This window comes from Pseudomonas indica NBRC 103045 (assembly GCF_002091635.1).
Taxonomy (GTDB): Bacteria; Pseudomonadota; Gammaproteobacteria; order Pseudomonadales; family Pseudomonadaceae; genus Pseudomonas_M; species Pseudomonas_M indica.
In genome coordinates this window covers 175,138-194,338 of the sequence record NZ_BDAC01000002.1, presented here as the reverse complement: position 1 = coordinate 194,338, position 19,201 = coordinate 175,138, and the positions used below count along the sequence as shown (strand labels likewise).

Here is a 19,201-nt window from a genome sequence, read left to right as displayed (position 1 = left end):
CCCGTAGGGTGGGTTGCGCATCACGGTCCACCGTTGCGGTTCGCGGTGGATGGAAAAAAGCCATCCACCCGCGGTTATCCATTCATAAGCCAGGACGAAATCATGGCTCAGCAACCCCAGATCAAGATTCCCGCCACTTACATGCGCGGTGGCACCAGCAAGGGTGTGTTCTTTCGTCTGCAGGACCTGCCAGAACGCTGCCAAGTGCCGGGCGAGGCGCGCGACCGGCTGTTCATGCGCGTGATCGGCAGCCCCGACCCGTATGCCGCGCATATCGACGGCATGGGCGGCGCCACCTCGTCGACCTCCAAATGCGTGATCCTGTCGAAAAGCAGCCAGCCCGATCACGACGTGGACTATCTCTACGGCCAGGTCTCCATCGACAAGGCCTTCGTTGACTGGAGCGGCAATTGCGGCAACCTGTCCACCGCGGCCGGTGCCTTCGCCCTTCATGCCGGTCTGGTAGATCCGGCGCGTATCCCGCAGAACGGCATCTGCACGGTGCGTATCTGGCAGGCCAATATCCAGAAAACCATCATTGCCCATGTGCCGGTCACCGATGGTCAGGTACAGGAAACCGGCGACTTCGAACTGGATGGCGTGACCTTTCCGGCTGCGGAGATCGTGCTGGAATTCCTCGATCCATCCGATGACGGCGAAGGCTCGATGTTTCCCACCGGCAACCTGGTGGATGACCTCGAAGTGCCGGGTGTCGGTACCTTCAAGGCGACCATGATCAGCGCGGGCATCCCAACCGTGTTCGTCAACGCCGAAGACATCGGCTACCAGGGCACCGAGCTGCGCGAAGCGATCAATGGCGATCCCGCGCAACTGGCGCGCTTCGAGCAGCTCCGTATCGCCGGTGCGCTGCGCATGGGGCTCATCAAGAGCCCGGAGGAGGCCGCCACCCGCCAGCACACGCCGAAAATCGCCTTTGTGTCGCCGCCCAAGGACTACAAGGCATCCAGCGGCAAGCAGATCGAGGCCGGCGAGGTCGATCTGCTGGTGCGCGCGCTGTCCATGGGCAAACTGCACCACGCCATGATGGGTACCTGTGCGGTGGCCATCGGCACCGCCGCGGCGATTCCCGGCACCTTGGTCAACCTTGCCGCCGGCGGCGGCGAGCGCAGTGCGGTGCGTTTCGGACATCCGTCGGGCACCCTGCGGGTCGGCGCCGAGGCCCGTCAGGTGAACGGCGAATGGACCGTGACCAAGGCCATCATGAGCCGCAGCGCGCGCGTGCTGATGGAGGGCTGGGTGCGCGTACCGGGCGATAGCTTCTAGGATCTGTTGGACTTAGAGCCGGTTCACGATCTGCTGCGTGTCAGTCCTGCTGCATTGAAAGCAGATCGGGCCGCGCAGATCGGGCTGCGGAGGCTGGCTGGATCGCCAGCCTGGTCGCTTCCTTGCCTATGCAGCCCGGCCTGTATCGTAGGCTCGCCGAGCCTTGTCATGGCTCTATCCGAGAGCCCATCACGCGTCGAACGAGCCCAGCGTGGGTCCGGTAGGCCATCGACAGCAAAACCCGGATTATCCTTTTTCGTGTAAGCCTTCCGACATACGCCTCCGTCATGTGAGCCATCGCACGCCATGCGGCGCGTGGCGTCAAGGACAATGCGCATCGTTGCCGCACGAGGCACTCGTTGAAGAAGGACGACGGATGTACACGCAGGATGCGCTCCCCTCAGCTTTCCCCAAACTCGACACCAGCTTGGCCTGTCAGGCCATGCTCACGTGTTTCCATAACGTCGCAGTTTCCGCTCGAACAGCTCACCCCACCCACGAATTTGCCGAAGACGGCCGCCTGCTGCTGGGCAGTGTGGGCCGAGTAACTGCCGCAGGTTTCTCGATTGCGGTGCAGCTCTCGAGTGATGGTCAATTCGATGGGATGCATTCGATCAGACGGACAATTCGATGCTGACTTAAGTCTTGAATATATGACCGATTTGAATGGTGGTGCGTTCTGCAGCGCTGAGTTCGGAATAGGACATAGGGGCAACACCGTACCGGAAAGGTCAGGTGTTGCACAGTTTTGAGCGTTGATTTGATAGGCAAGTGGAATTTTAGTGATTTTATAGGGGGATGAAATGGAGCATGCAAGATTGAGTTGCAGTAAGTTGCCTGTAGTCTGTTTTAAGAGTTTTGCGCTACCGGTCATGGTTTTGTTAGCTGTCGTAATTTTCAACACGCAATAATTGCCAAGGCTAATCACCGGTTGGAGCAGGAGTGGGGATTCACTAGGCATGATGCATTATATGTGGTGGCGAGTGATAAGAATTCTCGGGAGCTAATATTCCCTTATGGCGGGAATAGAGCCTATAGAAATATAGGCTCAGCCTCTTCAGCTCTCTGGAATTTCTATAAATTGGAATCTGGTGTAGTTGCGGTGGCTACTCCTTCAGTTGATTTTGCATACCCTGAGCTTTTGATTTTTTCTCCTGAGAAGGAGGGGGCTGGCAAATTGCAATGCATATTAACCCCTGTGGCATGGCACAGGTAATTTACAGTCGCGGAGATTTGCAATGACAACGGCGGTGGAAAGTCTAGGACGGCTTCATGAAAATTATGCTGATTTATCAAACAGGTAACTATGGCAAAGGAGGCAGATTTATTTGGGGGTTGGTAAATAAATCTGTTCCATTTAGTTGCATCGTTATTTGCTTATAGGAGGGTGGTGCATGAAGATTTGTCAAGTATTTGCAGTTTTGGTTTTTTCGCTTAGTGCTTATGCCTCTGAGTATGTAAGCGACGAGTTTGGCAGAGTGGCGCAAGCAGCAAATGAATGCTTTGATCTTGATGATGCTGTTCAGATCGATTTGTGTGTCGAGTATTTCTACACCCAGTCCATCGAAGAATTTGATTCCGTCACTATAAGTATCCGGAAGAGATTGAAACGCGATATTGGGCTATTCGACGATGCTCAAAATAAATGGCTAGCCTTCAGGAATAGTGAGTGCGTTGTTCAGTCTATAAGCGCTCGATCTTTTCGAGAGCCGGAGACCCAAGGACAGCTTTTTTTTAAAGCGTGCGCAGCCGAATTAAATAACGAGCGCATTAGGCAGCTCAAAAAAATTCAATTGGATTGTGACTCGTGCTTGCAATAGCTGGAAAACTAAAATCCAGGCGGAGCATGTATTCAGATGAAAAAGATAAGGCTTGGAGCTGCTAGTGTAAAGCTCTTGCTGGTGACCTCTCGGTAACGAGGCTTGGCGCAGATTTAGCCCTCTGTAAAAGGAGGCGTTGTGTGGTATTAAATTATACTTATCAATGGGGGAATATATGGCGCTTAATACATATGGAAGCTATGTTGTTTCAGGTGAGGCAGTGCCTGAGTTCAATAGGGATTATGTAGATTATCCAACCTATAGAAACTCGCTTATTAAGATTAGCGAGCACGCTGCGCTTTTTCGTAAAGAGCTTCGGAACGCTATCGAAACATCCGATTTGGCTCCTCACTTTGATGGCAACAATAGTTTGGCTATTGGTTATGGATTGGATTTGCTTGTTCGCAATACGGCAGAAATCAACATGTATTTGGCGCAGGCTGATCTTGCAGTTCTCAGTGCGGGAGATGTGGAAACACTAAGTTCTGCTAGGGCGCTGAGAACCTTTCTTAATCAACATCCTCAGACCTTAGATGGCGCGCCTCATACTGAAAACACAATTTTACTGAATGAGTATTGTGGCCAATTGGCGAATGGAATAAATGGATCAGGTGGCACTACGATCGTTTTCGATACGGGAATGAGTGCGACAGATAAATTTCGGGTGCTGATGAGGCATTATGCCGATCAACTTGAATTGGCTCTTGGCACTATAGACGATGCCAATGAAATGCTGACTTATCACCTGACCAATAGCCTAGAGAACAGAATTTCCTTGACTGCTGTCCCTGAATCGAAAGAAAGGGCTGCAATATTAAGCACGTTATACCAATTGCCGGGATCTCCAACTCTCATTGGCCTAGCCAATGGGACTGTGCATGAGTCTGATGAAAACACCCGTGTCAAGATATGGTTGGAAATACGATATTTCTCCGCGAACCAATATAGAACCCGCCGAGATCGGGAATCTGATGCATTTGGGTTGTTTGATTCACCTACAGGCGCCTTTAGTGGTGACACTGATGAGGCGCTAAAAACGGCAGATTATTTTTTTCGCGGAAAGAGGTATAGTTCAACAGGAGTAGAGACCGAAGTGTTTTCTGCTGTTCAAAATTTGCCTGCTGATTTGCGAGAAGACTTTAAGCAGTCTGTAAGACCAGCACTGGATCACCTTTCGGCAACCTATGCTGGCGGGATGTCGCTTGATGCCGCTTATGCTTTAAGCGAGGATGAAAGTTCTTTGGATGCGTCCGAGTTGACGTCCAGTGGCATAGATCTTATTCGTGGCAATGGTACAGATAATACATTAAAGGGGGGCGATAAGGGAGATGTACTATACGGTCTTGCCGGAAATGATACCCTTTATGGAGATGGTGATGACGACACCCTTTATGGCGATGGGGGAAATGATATTCTCTATGGAGGTGCAGGCGCAGATGTATTAAAAGGTGGAGCTGATAACGATGAGCTTCATGGCGAGTCAGGAAGGAATCAATTATTCGGTGAAAGTGGTTCTGATACCCTTCATGGCGGTGATGAGTCTGACTATCTAGATGGAGGCGAAGGGGTTGATTACCTTTATGGTGGCGCCGGTTACGATGTTTATGTGGTAGATGACAGCGATGTAATTCAAGACGATTCGAATGGGTTCGGTCGAGTCCAGCTGCATAACAAACTGCTAACGGGTGGGGTTAGAAAGGAAACTGATCCGGAAAATACCTATAAAGGTGGCGGTAATACCTATGTTCTCAATGGTACGACCCTTGTAATCAATGGTGGGCTCACCATTAATGATTTTACAGATGGCAAGCTTGGCATCTTTTTGAAATTGGACGACGAAGAGGAAGAAGAAGAGGAAGAAGAAACCCCAGAAACCGACGACGCCGAAAGCCGCACTTCCCCTATCGTCATCGACCTGGATGGCGACGGCATCGAGACGCTCAAGGTGGGTGCTGCCTATTTCGACCTGGACAACGATGGGCTGAGCGAGCGCAGCGGTTGGGTGAGCCCGGACGATGGCCTGTTGGTTCATGACCGCAATGGAGACGGCCGCATCACCGACGGTGCGGAGTTGTTCGGCAACAACAGCCTTCTGCGCAATGGCGAGCGGGCTGAGAATGGCTTCCAGGCCCTGGCCGAATATGACGACAACGGCGACGGCGTGGTCGACGCACAGGATGCCTCCTACGCCTCGCTGCAGGTCTGGCGCGACCTGAACGGCAATGGCATCAGCGAGGTTGGCGAGCTGCAGAGCCTGGCTGACGCCGGTGTGGTTTCGATCAGTACCGCTTACAGCGATTCCAGCCAAGTCGATGCTTATGGCCATGAGCATCGGCAAGTGGCGACGGTGGTGCTGGGCAACGGTACCGCGTCTACTGCGGCGGATGTCTGGTTCAAGGTGGATGCGGCGCACCGGGTGAACAACGGCAGTATCGCGCTCACGCCGGATGTCGTGTTCCTGGCCAACGCCAAAGGCTTCGGCAAGGTGCATGACCTGCATCAGGCGATGGTGCTGGACGCGGGGCTGAAAGACCTCTTGAGCCAGTATCTTGCGGCCACCGACTCCGCCAGCCGGGACACTTTGCTCGACGACCTGATCTACCGCTGGGCCGGTGCGGCCGATGTGGACCCGTACAGCCGCGACCCGAAGAGAATCTATGGGCACGTCATGGATGCCCGCCAGTTGGTCACCCTGGAAAACCTGGTTGGCCGTCCTTACTCGGGCACCTGGTGCTGGGGCGAGCGGGATCCGAACCCGCATGGACAGGCGGCGCCGATCCTGGTTGCCGAGTACCTGGAGTTCAAGCGCTTCACTGCCGCACAGCTTCTGGCGCAGACCGAATATGCCAGCGAGCTGGACATCATCCGCTCGCATTTCGGCTCGGATGCTCAGTCGATCGTCGTTGACTGGGACGCTCTGCAGGGGCGTCTGGAGGCATTGTTCACTTCAGGGCAGACAGAGCGTATTCAGGGCATCGTCACCGTGCTGACGGACCTGGGGACCTACTCGCCCAGCTATCGAGCCAAGCGCGATGCCGCTTTCCAGGCCATCGCCGCATCCAATAGCGACCTGGCTCCGTACTTCGATTTCTCGACCCGAATCGGTACCACGGATAACGACGTCCTCTATGGTGTAAGCGCTGGAACGATTTTCCACGGTCTGGAAGGTGACGACCGCTTTTATGGGGAGGCCGGCGGTGATAGCTATCACTTCTCGCGTGGCCAGGGTAATGACGTCATCTTCGACCGTGGCGGCCTGGATCAGGTGGTGTTTGGCCAAGGTATCGGCCAAGCCGATCTGGCGTTCTCCCGCAACACCACGTCGGTGTGGATCAAGGTCAAGCACGTGGATGGCAGTGAGGCTGGCTCACTGCGCATCGACAATTTCTTCGATTTCGATGGCACGCTGGATTTTGGCGCGGTGGAGCTGATTCGCTTCGCCGATGGCAGCAGCCTGAACCAGCAGCAGATTCTCGCGATACTCACCGCTTCGTCGATCACGGCGGGCGATGACCTGATCTTCGGCTCCACCCAAGCCGACAGCATCGATGCCTTGGCGGGCAACGACAACATCCATGGGTTGGGTGGTAACGATCGATTGTCCGGTAATGCGGGCGACGATGTGCTGATGGGGGACGACGGCAACGACACCCTGGATGGCGGTACCGGCAACGACTCGCTTATTGGGGGACGTGGCAGCGATACCTATCTGTTCGACCTGGGCCACGGTATCGACGTCGTCGATAACGCAGCGGAAAGTGGCGGCAAGCTGGATCGTATCCTGTTCGGACAAGGCATCGAGCGTAGCGCCGTCAATCTCAAGCGGTCGGATAATGACCTGCTGATCATGACGTCCGCTACGGACAGCATCCGGGTGACCGGCTATTTCACTGGCGAGGCAGCCGACGGAACGGCGGTCGACCGGATCGAGTTCCACGACGGCACCGTCTGGACCATCGATGACGTCAAGGCGATGGTCCTGCAGACCGGGGTGGGTGACGACGTCATCGAGGGATATGCCACTCACGATTCGCTGTCCGGCCTCGCCGGAGACGACCGATTGTCCGGTAACGCCGGCAACGACACGCTGTCCGGCGGGGAAGGTAACGACACCCTGGATGGGGGCACGGGGGACGACCGCCTGTCCGGCGACGCTGGCAACGACGTGCTGCGTGGTGGGGAAGGCAACGATGTGCTGGAGGGTGGCGCGGACGATGACCATCTGGATGGAGGCAGTGGTGACGATCACCTGTCCGGGGGAGCTGGTAACGACTATCTGGACGGCGGTGCCGGGCGCGATACCCTGCAAGGAGGCGATGGCAATGACATCCTCGTGGGCGGTGCCGGTGATGACTTTCTCGCCGGAGGCAAGGGAAATGATCGGCTCGACGGGGGCACTGGAACCAACCGATACCTGTTCGCCAAGGGCGACGGCCAGGATGTGATCGTCGATGCATATGACGATGTCGTGACCATCTACGTGTCTGGATTGCCTCTGGACGAACTGGTCTTCCGGCGTGACGGAACCAGCCTGGTCGTCACCTTCCTCAACAGCCCGGGCGACCAATTGAGCCTGAGCGCCTTCTTCCGCAACGAGCTGCCGATCAGCGGAATTCGCCTGCAATACGGCGAAGGCTTGGAGACCCTGATCGACCCCTCCCAACTGTGTTTGTTGACGCTGGAGGGTACGACGTTCGCCGACGTGATCCAGGGGTACGCCAGCGATGATCTCATCGACGCGCGTGACGGCAACGACACCGTATATGCCGGCGAAGGCAATGACACTGTGCTTGGTGGCGAGGGTAATGATCGGCTGTTCGCGGGTGGTGGCAGCGACCTGCTCGAAGGGGGGACCGGAGACGATCGGCTGGAGGGTGGGGCCGGGGACGATCGGTATCGTCTGGCCGCAGGCTGGGGAAGCGACGTCATTCTGGACAGTGCGGGCAGCGACAGCCTTCATTTTGCCGACGTGGCGCCGGAGGACCTTCTTCTGCGCCGGGATGGTGCCGACCTGCTGGTCGTCAACCAAGTAACCGGTGATGCACTGCGTATCCTAGGCCAGTTCTCCTCCCAGGCCGGGGTGGCGGGCGCCACCGCACTGGAACGGTTCGTTTTCGCCAATGGCGTGGAATGGGATTACCAGGCGATCAAGCTGAAGGCGCTGGAAGGTACGGCGCAGGACGACGCCATCTACGGCCATGCCGATGCTGACGTCATCGATGCTGGAGAAGGCAACGACCAGGTCTTTGCCGGCGATGGTGACGATACCGTCTTTGGAGGGGTAGGCAACGATACCCTCTATGGCGGTGCAGGCAACGATGAGCTTGAGGGCGGCACGGGACAGGATGAGCTGGTAGGCGGAGAGGGCAACGATACTTATCGTTTCCGTCGAGGCATGGGCAGCGACCTGATCTTCGATATCGCAGGCACGGACCGGATCGAGTTTGCCGATATCGCCTCGACAGAGGTTCGGGTTCGTCGCAGTGGCAGCGACCTGACGCTCTACGTTGCCGGCACGGACGATGTCGTCACCATTCGGAGCCAGCATTACTACAGCGCCCCCGATGTGATGCCAACCAGCATCGAGGAGGTTCGTTTCAGCGATGGCATCAACTGGAGCTATGCCGATCTGATGGTACAAGCCGTCGCCGGCACGAGCGGCGATGATGAAATCAATGGCTATGGCAGTGACGAGGTCATCCAGGGCCTGGACGGGGCCGATCTCATCCATGCCGAAGCGGGCGCCGACACCGTATTCGGTGGGGCCGGCAACGACACCCTCCAGGGTGGCGACGGTGATGACAACCTGAGTGGCGATGCCGGGGAGGATCGCCTGTTCGGAGATGCCGGGGATGATGTGCTCTCCGGCGGAGAGGGGAACGACGTACTCAATGGAGAGGTGGGCAACGACATGCTCGACGGCGGCGGGGGTAGCGACACCCTCTTCGGCGGCGCCGGGGACGACACTCTGCGTGGCGGACCGGGCGTGGACGACAGACTGTCCGGCGACGACGGCAACGACACCTACCTGTTCGCCCTGGGCGATGGGCATACGACCATCGACAATAACCACCGCGATGATGGGAGCATCGATACCCTGCGCTTCATGGATGGCATCACCCCCGATAGCGTGCGTGTGACACGCTCCGGCGCTCACCTGCTGCTCACCGAGCGAAGCACGGGCGAGGTGATCACCGTCGAGTACTTCTTCTATAAGCCGCGATACGAGCTGGACCGCATCGAATTCGCCGACGGTACCGTCTGGTCGACGGACGAGATCAAAGCGCTCGCGATACGCGGCAGCGAGGGGGGCGATGACCTGACAGGTTATACGACCGATGACGCTATTGCGGGACTGGGCGGCGACGACATCCTGCGCGGCGATGGCGGTAACGACACCCTGGATGGCGGCGCCGGAAACGATCGCATCATGGGCGGTACCGGTGATGACCGGTTGCTGGGCGGCGCGGGCAACGATCGCCTCTACGGCGACGAAGGCAATGACGACCTGAACGGCGGCGAAGGCATCGACTACCTGTTCGGCGGTCTGGGCGACGATACCCTGAGCGGCGGCGGCGGACCAAGAGACGTACTGGACGGACAGGAGGGCAACGACACCTACCTGTTCGGCCCGAACGATGGCGATCTCATCATCAACAACAACGACAGCGATGCCGGCAGCATCGACACCCTGCGCTTCATGGACGGTATCGCCGTCGACGCCGTGAAGGTGAGTCGGGTCGGCGACGATCTCCTGCTCAACGTTCAAGGCAATGGCCGTAGCCTGACACTGAGTGGCTTCTTCGTTGACAGTCATCATGAGATCGACCAGGTCCGCTTCGCCGATGGCACCACGTGGACGGCCGACACCCTCAAAACGATGGCGGAACGCCCCCCGGCCGATGACACTGGGACCCCCAGCCTCAACACCCTGACTGGTACGGACAGTGCCGAAGAGCTGCGCGGCTCCGCAGCCGATGATCGGATCGATGGCTTGGCCGGCAACGACGTCCTGCGTGGCGAAGATGGCAATGACCTGCTCGATGGCGGTGCCGGCGCCGATACCCTGCACGGCGGTAACGGCAACGACCTGCTCAGCGGCGGCGATGCTCGTGACGCGCTGTACGGTGGTGCCGGCAACGACACCCTGCGCGGCGGCACCGATATTGACTACCTGAGAGGCGATGCCGGCAGCGACACCTATCTGTTCGCCGCGGGCGACGGTTCGGATCTGATCAACAACTACGACGCCGATCCCAACAGCATCGACACCGCCCGCTTCGAAGACGCCGCGTTCGACCAGCTCTGGTTCAGCCGCAGCGGCGACGATCTGTATATCACCGTTGCCGGTACCAGTGACCGGGTGATCGTCAGCAAGTGGTACGCCGACGTCAATAATCAACTGGACCGCATCGAAGCCGGCTCGGCGGTACTGCTGAACGGGCAAGTGGAGGCGTTGGTATCGGCCATGGCCGCGTACAGTGTTCCCGGTAACGGCAAGGTCATCCCCCAGGATGTGAAGGAGACCTTGAAACCGGTATTGGCCGAAGCCTGGAATGTCCAGTCCGAGGACACCGGCAGCCAAACCGGGAGCGATGGCACTGATACTCAGGCTGAAGACAACGGCGGTACCCCGGTGGAAATCCCCAACGTCAACATCCTGACCGGTAGCGACAATGCCGAAGAGCTGCGCGGCACCGCGGACGATGATCGGATCGACGGCTTGGGCGGCGCCGACACCCTGCACGGCGGTAATGGCAACGACCTGCTGAATGGCGGCGATGCCCGTGACGTGCTGTACGGTGGCGCCGGAAACGACACCCTGCGTGGCGGCGCCGATATCGACTACCTGAAAGGCGATGCTGGCAGCGACACCTATCTGTTCGCCGCGGGAGATGGCTCGGATCTGATCAACAACTACGACACCGATCCCAATAGCGTCGACACCGCCCGCTTCGAGAACGCCGCGTATGACCAGCTCTGGTTCAGCCGCAGCGGCGACGACCTGTACATCAATGTCACGGGCAGTCGCGACCGGGTGATCGTCAGCAAGTGGTACACCGATGCCAGCAACCAACTGGATCGCATCGAAGCCGGCTCATCGGCACTGCTGAACAATCAAGTGGACAACCTGGTCTCGGCGATGGCGGCGTTCGGTGTGCCCGCAGCGGGCACGAGCATCCCGCAGGAGGTGAAGGAGCAACTGGCGCCGGTGCTGGCGGTGAGTTGGCAATAAGCGCTGCCGTAGAACATTCCCGCACCTGCGTATGAGGGCGCAAGTGCGGGACACCTCCTAACGGGCGCGGCACCCTTCGGTGAAGGACCGCCTGCACGAGATCGACCGGATCGTCATCACCACCCACGAATCGGCGATTCGCATCATTTCCAAGGTGGGGCCCCTGGCCAATGCTGCGGACCGCGACCATTGCCTGCAATACATGACCGCCGTGCCGCTGATTTTCGGCGATCTGGTAGCCGAACATTACGAAGATGACTTCCACGCCGCCCATCCGATCATCGACGAACTGCGCGCCAAGATGGTGATCGTCGAGGATGAGCGCTACAGCCGGGAATACCTGGAAGCCGACAAGCGCTCCATCGCCAATGCCGTTCAGGTGTTTTTCACGGACGGCTGCGCCACCGAGAAGGTGGAAGTGGAATACCCCATCGGCCATCGCCGGCGCCGCGCCGAAGGTGTTCCCCTGCTGGAAGAGAAATTCAAGGCCAATCTGGCCAGCCGCTTCCCCAGTCAGCGCTGCATGCAGATTTTCTCGCTTTGCCAGGATCGGGCGAGGTTGGAGAGCATGCCGGTGGATCGCTTCATGGCGCTGTTCGTGATCTGACCGGCTGTCATCCGCTCAGAGGCTCTCCACTGCGGGCGGAGTGAGCGAGCGCAGGGCCTGCACGACCTGTTGCAGGCCGCGATTCAGCGGTTTGTCCTGGCGCATGACGATGGCCAGGGTACGCGAAAGTGCCGGTTGCAGCGGCAGGACGCGCAACCCGCGACGGTGCCGTCGAGCTGCGACGGCCATGGCTGGCACGATGCCGAAGCCGAGGCCGGCGGCGACCATTTCCTTGATGGCTTCGATACTGCCCAACTCCATTGTCGGCTTCGGGCGCAGCCCCACTTGGAGAAACCAGTCATCGATCAGTTGGCGCGTGTTGGTGTGGGCCTCGAAGACCACCATCGGCCGTTCGGCCAGCGCTTCGGGCGTCGGCGCTGCGGCAACGGAGCTGGCATCGGTCTCGGCGAAGATGGCGACGAATTCGTCCTCCAGCACCGGTGTGACCTGCAAGCTGCGCGAGGAAACCGGGAGCGTGACCAGGGCCAGGTCGAGCCGGTTGTCTTCCACGGCCTTGACGAACTGGGCCGTGTTGCCGGTGCTGACCTGTACTTCCAGTGCCGGAAATGCCCGGTGCAGTTCGCCCAGCAGCGGCGGCAGCAGGTGGATGCAGGCGGTGGCGCCGGTACCCATGCCGACGCGCCCGCTGATTCCCTGATGGTGTCCGGCCATGGCATGCATGGCGTCTTCGACGGCCGCCTCGATGCGCCGGGCATGTTCGAGCAGTTCCGTTCCCGCCGGCGTCGGCGTGGCCCGCCGGGCCACACGCTCGATCAGACGCACGCCGAGGCGGCGTTCCAGTTGGCGGATTTGCAGGCTCACGGCGGGCTGGGTCAGCCCCAGGCGTTCCGCGGCCGCAGAGAAACTGCCGCTGTCGATGACCTCGGCAAAGCTGCGCAGATGATCCAGATTGAGTGTCATGACAAAGAATTTCTTATCCGAAATATAAGATGACAAAGCTTCATTAATACTAGCCGGCTCCGCATCATCGTCTCCATCGATGCATGGGCATGACGAGGTGGCTGTGAGCGAGTTGGAGCACGAAGTACGGGTTCGGAATGCTCGGGAAGACGACATGGCTGCGGTGGCGGCCATCTATGCGGAGCAGGTGCTGCATGGCATCGCCACCTTCGAGCTGGTCCCACCCGATGTCGCGGAGATGCAGAAGCGCCGGGAAGCGGTGCTGGCCAGCGGGCTGCCTTATCTGGTCGCCGAATGCCGGGGAGCGGTCGTCGGCTACTGCTACGCCACGCCGTACCGGCCGCGTCCCGCCTACCGCTACTGTGTCGAGGACTCGGTCTATGTGGCCGAGGGGCAGCAGGGGCGGGGTGTCGGCCGTCGCTTGCTGGCCGAGCTGATCGAGCGCTGCGAGGCCGCGGGCTTCCGGCAAATGGTGGCGATCGTCGGCAACAGCGCCAACACGGGATCGCTCAGGTTGCATGAGCGCCTGGGTTTTCGTCTGGTCGGGATTCTCGAGTCGGTCGGTTTCAAGCATGGCCTCTGGGTGGATACGGTGCTGATGCAGCGCGCCCTCGGCGACGGCGCGCGGATGCTGCCAGGCGGCGGGGCATGACGGCGGGCCCGTCGCCGCTCGGGCGAGGAGCCGTTGCCCGCCTCGGTCTCGCCCAGTTGATCGGTTGGGGCATCAGCTTCTATCTGCCCGGCGCCTTGGGCGAGGCCATTGTTTCCGCCCAGGGCTGGAGCCGGTCGCAGGTCTACGGCGGGCTTTCCGCCGCCCTGTGCTGCATGGCGTTGCTCTCGCCGCTGGCCGGCGAATGGATCGACCGATACGGTGGGCGCCGGGTCATGTGCGCCGGCGCCTGCTGCAACGCGCTGGGCTGCCTGATCATCGCTGGCAGCACCCACATTCCGGTGTATTACCTGGGCTGGCTGGTGCTCGGTGTCGGCATGCGGCTGACGCTCTACGACGCGTTGTCCACGAGCCTGGCGCAGGGCGCCAGGGAGCAGGCTCGAGAGGCCATGGCGCGGGTGACGCTCTTGGGAGGGCTGGCCTCGACAGTGTTCTGGCCGCTGGGGCAGGGGCTTTTGCAGGTGTTCGGCTGGCGCAGTGCCTTGTGTGTCTACGCTCTGTTCGCCCTGGCGTGCCTGCCCTTGCTCCGCAGCGTGCCGGGTGCGGGCGAGCGTTCTTCCCGAGATGGACCAGTCGGAGGCCCTGAACCTCGGAATGCTGTGTGGTTGGCGGGCCCCTTGTTCACCTTGATGACGATGCTCACCAGCTTCCTCTCGGCCGGCCTGTCGGCCCATCTACCCGGGTTGCTGGACGGACTTGGCAGCGCCGGTGGATGGTCGGTCGGGGTGGCGGCACTCTGGGGCTTCGGCCAGCTCTGCGCTCGTTTCGTCGACATGCTTTACGGGGCGCGTCTGCCGGTTCTCCTGCACAGTCTGCTGGCCGCCGCCTGCTTGCCCGTCAGCCTGGCGATTGGCTGGCTGGGCGGTGCGCAGGCCTGGCTCGCGGCGCTCTTCGTGTTCGGCTACGGGGCGGCCAACGGCCTGGCCGCCATCGTCCGGGCGGGGCTGCCACTAGTGTTGTTCGGTGCGCAGGGTTATGGCGCAAGGGTCGGGCGCCTGCTGCTGCCGAGCTATGTTCTTTCGGCCATCGCACCGCTGGCCTACGCCGAGGCACATGAGCGACTCGGTGCTCGCCCGACGCTGGGGATATCGGTCGGAATCGGCGTGGCAATCGTCTCGGCCGCCCTGGCCCTGTTTTTCGTCGCGCGCTCTGGCATGCGGGATAGCGCCGTTCGCTCGCTCGAAACATGATCGGGTTCAATAAAAAAACCCGCACTAAGCGGGTTTTTCCTTGTCTCAACCGAAGCGGTTATTTGAGGCGTCGCTCGACACCTTTTTCCACGAGGATCTTGGCGGAGATTTCCTCCACCGAGAAGTGTGTGGAATTGATGTGGGCGATGTTCTCGCGGCGGAACAGGTTTTCCACCTCGCGGACCTCGAACTCGCATTGGGCGAAGCTGGCGTAGCGGCTGTTCGGCTTGCGTTCGTGGCGAATGGCGGCGAGCCGGTCGGGGTCGATGGTGAGGCCGAACAGCTTGTTCTTGTAGGCCTTGAGCGCCGTCGGCAGTTGCAGGCGCTCCATGTCTTCTTCGGTCAGCGGGTAGTTCGCGGCACGAATGCCGTACTGCATGGCCATGTAGAGGCAGGTGGGCGTCTTGCCGCAGCGGGACACGCCGACGAGGATCAGGTCGGCCTTGTCGTAGTAGTGGGTGCGGGCGCCGTCGTCGTTGTCGAGGGCGAAGTTGACCGCCTCGATACGCTCCATGTAGTTGGAGTTGTGACCGATGGAGTGGGATTTGCCCACGGAATACGAGGAATGCGAGGTGAGCTCGTGTTCCAGCGGTGCGAGAAAGGTGGAGAAGATGTCGATCATGAACCCATTGGATTCGGCCAGGGTGTCGCGGATTTCCTGGTTCACGATGGTGTCGAAGATGATCGGCCGGGCGCCGTCTTTCTCGGCAGCGCTATTGATTTGCTGTACGATGGCGCGCGCTTTTTCGACGCTGTCGACGTATGGGCGCGTCAACTTCGTGAAGTTGATCGTTTCGAATTGCGCCAACAGGCTCTGGCCCAGGGTTTCGGCAGTGATACCGGTCCCGTCGGAGATGAAGAAAGCGGTTCGTTTCATTTGCGCCGAAAGCCTTAAGGTAGGAACGATTCTTGGCTATCATAGGCCCGCTTTTTGCGAGGGGCTGTGCCGATCGGCATTGTTACCCATTCGCGGTGCGGGCCACAATCACGCGGAGCTTTTCCGCATGAGCTTTTCCAACACATAGTGGAGAGATCACCTTGGTTGAGTACGTAGTTTCCCTCGATAAGCTCGGCAATCACGACGTTGAGCGAGTAGGGGGCAAGAACGCCTCCCTGGGCGAGATGATCAGTAACCTCGCCGGTGCCGGTGTTTCCGTACCCGGTGGTTTCGCCACCACGGCCCAGGCTTTCCGGGACTTCCTGGAACAGAGCGGTCTGAACGACCGCATCCATGCCGCCCTCGATGCGCTGGACGTGGATGACGTCAATGCCCTGGCCAAGACCGGTGCACAGATTCGCCAGTGGGTCATGGACGCCGAGTTCCCGGCCCAGCTCGATGCCGATATCCGCAAGGCCTTCGCCGAACTGTCCGCCGGCAACGACAACCTGGCTGTCGCCGTTCGCTCTTCCGCCACCGCCGAAGACCTGCCGGACGCCTCCTTTGCCGGCCAGCAGGAGACCTTCCTGAACATCCGCGGCGTCGACAACGTCATCCGTGCCGCCAAGGAAGTCTTCGCCTCTCTCTTCAACGACCGCGCCATTGCCTATCGCGTTCACCAGGGCTTCGACCACAAGCTGGTCGCTCTGTCCGCGGGCGTGCAGCGCATGGTGCGTTCGGAAACCGGCACCGCCGGTGTGATGTTCACCCTCGACACCGAGTCCGGCTTCCGCGACGTGGTGTTCATCACCGGTGCCTACGGCCTCGGCGAGACCGTGGTACAGGGCGCGGTGAACCCCGACGAATTCTACGTACACAAGCCGACCCTCCAGGCCGGCCGCCCGGCGATCCTGCGCCGCAACCTCGGCAGCAAGGCGATCAAGATGGTCTATGGCGAAGAAGCCAAGGCCGGCAAGTCGGTCAAGACCGTCGAAGTAGATCGTGCCGACCGTGCGCGTTTCTGCATCACCGACGAGGAAGTCACCGAGTTGGCCAAGCAGGCCCTGATCATCGAGAAGCACTATGGCCGCCCGATGGACATCGAGTGGGCCAAGGACGGCGACGACGGCAAGCTGTATGTCGTCCAGGCCCGCCCGGAAACCGTGAAGAGCCGTGCCAGCGCCACCGTCATGGAGCGCTACTTGCTGAAGGAAAAGGGCAAGGTCCTGGTGGAAGGCCGTGCCATCGGCCAGCGCATCGGCGCCGGCCCGGTGAAGGTGATCCACGACATCGCCGAGATGGACAAGGTCCAGCCGGGCGACGTGCTGGTCTCCGACATGACCGACCCGGATTGGGAACCGATCATGAAGCGCGCCAGCGCCATCGTCACCAACCGTGGCGGACGTACCTGCCACGCGGCGATCATCGCCCGCGAGCTGGGCATCCCGGCGGTGGTCGGTTGCGGTAACGCCACCCAGGTGCTGCAGGATGGCCAGCGCGTCACCGTGTCCTGCGCAGAAGGCGATACCGGTTTCATCTTCGAAGGCCAGCTGGGCTTCGATATCCGCAAGAACTCCGTCGATGCCATGCCCGAACTGCCGTTCAAGATCATGATGAACGTCGGCAACCCGGACCGCGCGTTCGACTTCGCCCAACTGCCCAACGAGGGAGTGGGCCTGGCCCGCCTCGAGTTCATCATCAACCGCATGATCGGGGTGCATCCGAAGGCGCTGCTGAACTTCGCCAGCCTGCCGGCCGAGATCAAGGACAGCGTGGAGAAGCGCATCGCCGGTTACGACGATCCGGTGGGCTTCTACGTCGAGAAGCTGGTCGAAGGCATCAGCACCCTGGCTGCGGCGTTCTGGCCGAAGAAAGTCATCGTGCGCCTGTCCGACTTCAAGTCCAACGAATACGCCAACCTGATCGGCGGCAAGCTCTACGAGCCGGAAGAAGAGAACCCGATGCTCGGCTTCCGCGGCGCTTCCCGTTACATCAGCGAATCGTTCCGCGACTGCTTCGAGCTGGAATGCCGTGCGCTGAAGAAGGTGCGCAACGAGATGGGGCTGACCAACGTCGAGATCATGGTGCCCTTCGTGCGAACCCTCGGCGAGGCCAGCCAGGTGGTCGAGCTGCTGGCGAGCAACGGTCTCAAGCGTGGCGAGAATGGCCTGCGCGTCATCATGATGTGCGAGCTGCCGTCCAACGCGCTGCTGGCCGAAGAGTTCCTCGAGTTCTTCGATGGCTTCTCTATCGGCTCCAACGACCTGACCCAGCTGACCCTGGGCCTGGACCGCGACTCCGGCATCATCGCCCATCTGTTCGACGAGCGTAACCCGGCGGTGAAGAAGCTGCTGGCCAATGCCATCCAGGCGTGCAACAAGGCCGGCAAGTACATCGGTATCTGCGGCCAGGGCCCGTCGGACCATCCGGATCTGGCCAAATGGTTGATGGAGCAGGGCATCGAGAGCGTGTCGCTGAACCCCGACTCGGTACTCGACACCTGGTTCTTCCTGGCCGAAGGCCAGGCCTGATCCCGCGATAACCACCATTGAAAAAGGGCGGGGATCGATCCCGCCCTTTTTTGTGCAAGAAGCAAAAGATGCAAAGCAGCAGTGACCTGTTTCCCGTCGCCTTGATGAGCGCCGAAATCCGTGGCGACCTCACCGAGGATGTCTACCTCCTGAAGCCCAACAACAGCTCCGATCCCAGTGTCGAGCTGGCGGTGACGCGCCTGGGCCTGAGCGGCCAGGAGACCCACCGTGGCATACCCGTAGTGCTGCTCCACGGCAGTTTTTCCAACCGACGCTTCTGGTTCTCGCCCAAGGGTGTCGGGCTGGGAGCACATCTGGCGCGTGCCGGTTTCGATGTCTGGATTCCGGAAATGCGCGGGCATGGTCTGTCGCCGCGCAACCAGCGTTACCGACATAACCGGGTCGCCGATTACGCCCGCTACGATCTGCCGGCCATCGCCGCTTTCGTGCATGAGCAGACCGGGCAGGGGGCTCACTGGCTCGGTCATTCCCTGGGCGGCATTACCCTTGCCGCGGCGCTTGGCGGTCACTACCTGGGCGACGACCAGGTGGTCTCGGCGGCCCTGTTCGGCAGCCAGATCAGCCGGATCTATTGGCCGCTCAAGGTGCCGCCGGTGGAATGGAGTGGCCGCCTCCTGCTAAAGCGCTTCCATCATCTCTCCGGTCGACGGCTGAAGCGCGGGCCGGAAGACGAACCGATCGGCCTGGCCTTGGAAAGCATGCGCTGGCATGGCCTGTTCGGGCGTTTCGGTGACAAGGAGCGCGATTGGTGGGCAGGGCTGGCGGAGGTGCAGGTGCCAGTGCTGGCGGTATCCGCCGAGGGTGATATGCAGGACCCGGCCTGGGCTTGCCGCAAGCTGCTGGATCAGTTCGCCTCTCCGACCCGTGAGTTTCTTTGCCTAGGGCCGAAAGCCGGTTTTGCCGAGGCCTACGGACACGTGGAAATGCTGATCAGCCGCAACGCCCAGCGCGAGATCTGGCCATTGGTTGAGCACTGGTTGCGCGAATTAAGGCTGCCGGCCGGCGTGGCCGATGCCAGTCAACCGGCCCAGGCCTGACGAGTCC

General features: G+C 60.2%; 10 protein-coding genes and 1 pseudogene. 8 read left to right on the top strand and 3 right to left on the bottom strand.

Features of this window, described 5'->3' with window-relative positions:
- Positions 1-102: 102 nt before the first annotated feature.
- Positions 103-1,284: a 2-methylaconitate cis-trans isomerase PrpF gene (prpF, locus tag PIN01S_RS03430; RefSeq protein ID WP_084333728.1), complete on the top strand. Its 1,182-nt coding sequence runs from the start codon at positions 103-105 to the stop codon at positions 1,282-1,284.
- 400 nt (positions 1,285-1,684) lie between these two features.
- Here prpF and PIN01S_RS27535 read toward each other — a convergent pair whose 3' ends face one another.
- Complete coding sequence (locus PIN01S_RS27535; RefSeq protein WP_169715781.1) at positions 1,685-2,245, bottom strand: hypothetical protein; 561 nt, start codon at positions 2,243-2,245, stop codon at positions 1,685-1,687.
- Between the two features lie 433 nt (positions 2,246-2,678).
- Between PIN01S_RS27535 and PIN01S_RS03425 the strand changes: the two genes are divergently transcribed.
- From PIN01S_RS03425 to PIN01S_RS03415, 3 genes and pseudogenes are all read left to right on the top strand, one after another.
- Positions 2,679-3,104, top strand: a complete 426-nt coding sequence (locus PIN01S_RS03425) for a lysozyme inhibitor LprI family protein (RefSeq protein WP_084333727.1) — start codon at positions 2,679-2,681, stop codon at positions 3,102-3,104.
- 220 nt (positions 3,105-3,324) lie between these two features.
- Positions 3,325-11,340, top strand: a complete 8,016-nt coding sequence (locus tag PIN01S_RS26905; protein WP_244505940.1) for a calcium-binding protein — start codon at positions 3,325-3,327, stop codon at positions 11,338-11,340.
- Between the two features lie 70 nt (positions 11,341-11,410).
- Positions 11,411-11,947: pseudogene (locus tag PIN01S_RS03415) on the top strand (MmgE/PrpD family protein); the annotation flags it as partial.
- Between the two features lie 15 nt (positions 11,948-11,962).
- Here PIN01S_RS03415 and PIN01S_RS03410 read toward each other — a convergent pair.
- Complete coding sequence (locus PIN01S_RS03410; RefSeq protein ID WP_084333725.1) at positions 11,963-12,868, bottom strand: LysR family transcriptional regulator; 906 nt, start codon at positions 12,866-12,868, stop codon at positions 11,963-11,965.
- Between the two features lie 112 nt (positions 12,869-12,980).
- Between PIN01S_RS03410 and PIN01S_RS03405 the strand changes: the two genes are divergently transcribed.
- Together PIN01S_RS03405 and PIN01S_RS03400 are read left to right on the top strand one after the other, a co-directional pair.
- Positions 12,981-13,520 carry a GNAT family N-acetyltransferase gene (locus PIN01S_RS03405; protein ID WP_169715786.1) on the top strand — a complete coding sequence of 180 codons (540 nt, stop codon included), beginning with the start codon at positions 12,981-12,983 and terminating at the stop codon, positions 13,518-13,520.
- Positions 13,517-14,728: an MFS transporter gene (locus PIN01S_RS03400; RefSeq protein WP_084333723.1), complete on the top strand. Its 1,212-nt coding sequence runs from the start codon at positions 13,517-13,519 to the stop codon at positions 14,726-14,728. Before PIN01S_RS03405 ends, PIN01S_RS03400 begins: the two co-directional genes overlap by 4 nt.
- Positions 14,729-14,786: 58 nt before the next feature.
- Here PIN01S_RS03400 and ppsR read toward each other — a convergent pair whose 3' ends face one another.
- Positions 14,787-15,605, bottom strand: a complete 819-nt coding sequence (ppsR, locus tag PIN01S_RS03395) for a posphoenolpyruvate synthetase regulatory kinase/phosphorylase PpsR (RefSeq protein ID WP_084333722.1) — start codon at positions 15,603-15,605, stop codon at positions 14,787-14,789.
- Positions 15,606-15,766: 161 nt separating this feature from the next.
- On the opposite strand from ppsR, the gene ppsA reads away from it, so the two are divergent.
- Positions 15,767-18,136, top strand: coding sequence for a phosphoenolpyruvate synthase (ppsA, locus tag PIN01S_RS03390; RefSeq protein ID WP_084333721.1), 2,370 nt, complete (start codon positions 15,767-15,769; stop codon positions 18,134-18,136).
- A gap of 68 nt (positions 18,137-18,204) precedes the next feature.
- Positions 18,205-19,194 (top strand): alpha/beta fold hydrolase, encoded by a 990-nt coding sequence (locus tag PIN01S_RS03385; RefSeq protein ID WP_084333720.1) that lies wholly within the window; start codon positions 18,205-18,207, stop codon positions 19,192-19,194.
- Positions 19,195-19,201: the final 7 nt, after the last annotated feature.

Coding starts and splice junctions, on each gene's coding strand:
- PIN01S_RS03410 (WP_084333725.1), bottom strand. CDS start 12,868: ATGACACTCAATCTGGATCATCTGCGCAGCTTTGCCGAGGTCATCGAC.
- PIN01S_RS03400 (WP_084333723.1), top strand. CDS start 13,517: ATGACGGCGGGCCCGTCGCCGCTCGGGCGAGGAGCCGTTGCCCGCCTC.
- prpF (WP_084333728.1), top strand. CDS start 103: ATGGCTCAGCAACCCCAGATCAAGATTCCCGCCACTTACATGCGCGGT.
- PIN01S_RS03385 (WP_084333720.1), top strand. CDS start 18,205: ATGCAAAGCAGCAGTGACCTGTTTCCCGTCGCCTTGATGAGCGCCGAA.
- ppsR (WP_084333722.1), bottom strand. CDS start 15,605: ATGAAACGAACCGCTTTCTTCATCTCCGACGGGACCGGTATCACTGCC.
- PIN01S_RS27535 (WP_169715781.1), bottom strand. CDS start 2,245: ATGCCTAGTGAATCCCCACTCCTGCTCCAACCGGTGATTAGCCTTGGC.
- PIN01S_RS03425 (WP_084333727.1), top strand. CDS start 2,679: ATGAAGATTTGTCAAGTATTTGCAGTTTTGGTTTTTTCGCTTAGTGCT.